We start from the raw sequence: 999 nt of genomic DNA, 5'->3' as shown, positions 1-999 counted from the left end.
GGTGTAAAGCGCATGCCCCGTTCCCTTTCTGAGTCTCGACAATTAGAAGATAGACGGAAAACCGCCGTCTTACGGAGCATGCGCATGCGGCATTTCGATTCACCAGACACTTTCCCCGGACAGCCCTGCTACCGTCGGGTAAAAAGACTTTTGGATTTGGTGTGTCTCCACTTATCACCGGACTCCACGGAGAGATTATGAAAACTTATGGAACCGCGCACGCAGCGCTTGAAGGTCTCCTATTCGACGGGATGTTCATAGCTGCTGGCGGCTTCGGGCTTTGCGGCATTCCTGAGCTTCTGATCGATGCCATCCGGGAAGCGGGCACGAAAGAGCTGATGGTCGCATCCAACAATTGCGGCGTCGACAACTTCGGGCTTGGCCTGCTTTTGAAGACGCGGCAGGTCAGGAAGATGATTTCGTCCTACGTCGGCGATAACGCCGAGTTCATGCGGCAATATCTAAGCGGTGAGTTGGAGCTGGAGTTCAACCCGCAGGGAACGCTGGCCGAGCGCATGCGCGCCGGCGGTGCTGGCATTGCCGGTTTCTACACCAGGACCGGCGTCGGCACCGTGGTCGCTGAGGGCAAGGAAACGAAGACCTTCAACGGCGAGACCTACGTTCTCGAAACCGGCATCGTCGCGGATCTCGCGATCGTCAAGGCCTGGAAGGCGGATCCCTCGGGCAATCTCGTCTTCCGCAAGACGGCGCGCAACTTTAATCCGCCTGCGGCCACCTGCGGTAGGGTCTGCGTGGCCGAAGTCGAGGAGATCGTGCCGCTCGGCAGCCTTGACCCCGATCAGGTCCACCTGCCGGGGATCTATGTGCATCGCCTGATCCAGGGAGAGCACGAGAAGCGCATCGAACAGCGCACCACGCGCGCGGCCGCTTGAGGGGGAGCGAGAAGAGGCATGGCCTGGGACAGAAACCAGATGGCGGCGCGCGCCGCCCGCGAGCTTGAGGACGGCACTTACGTCAATGTCGGCATCGGCATTCCGA

The 999-nt window shown here is 60.1% G+C and carries 1 protein-coding gene and 1 pseudogene; both read left to right on the top strand.

The window, feature by feature from the left end:
- The first annotated feature begins 197 nt into the window (after window positions 1–197).
- Window positions 198–893, top strand: coding sequence for a CoA transferase subunit A (locus EOA24_RS39225; RefSeq protein WP_210213654.1), 696 nt, complete (start codon window positions 198–200; stop codon window positions 891–893).
- Between the two features lie 18 nt (window positions 894–911).
- Window positions 912–999: pseudogene (locus tag EOA24_RS43680) on the top strand (succinyl-CoA--3-ketoacid-CoA transferase); the annotation flags it as partial.

The organism is Mesorhizobium sp. M2A.F.Ca.ET.039.01.1.1, assembly GCF_003998035.1.
In the GTDB taxonomy this organism is placed as follows: domain Bacteria; phylum Pseudomonadota; class Alphaproteobacteria; order Rhizobiales; family Rhizobiaceae; genus Mesorhizobium.
This window is presented reverse-complemented; position numbering and strand designations above follow the sequence as displayed.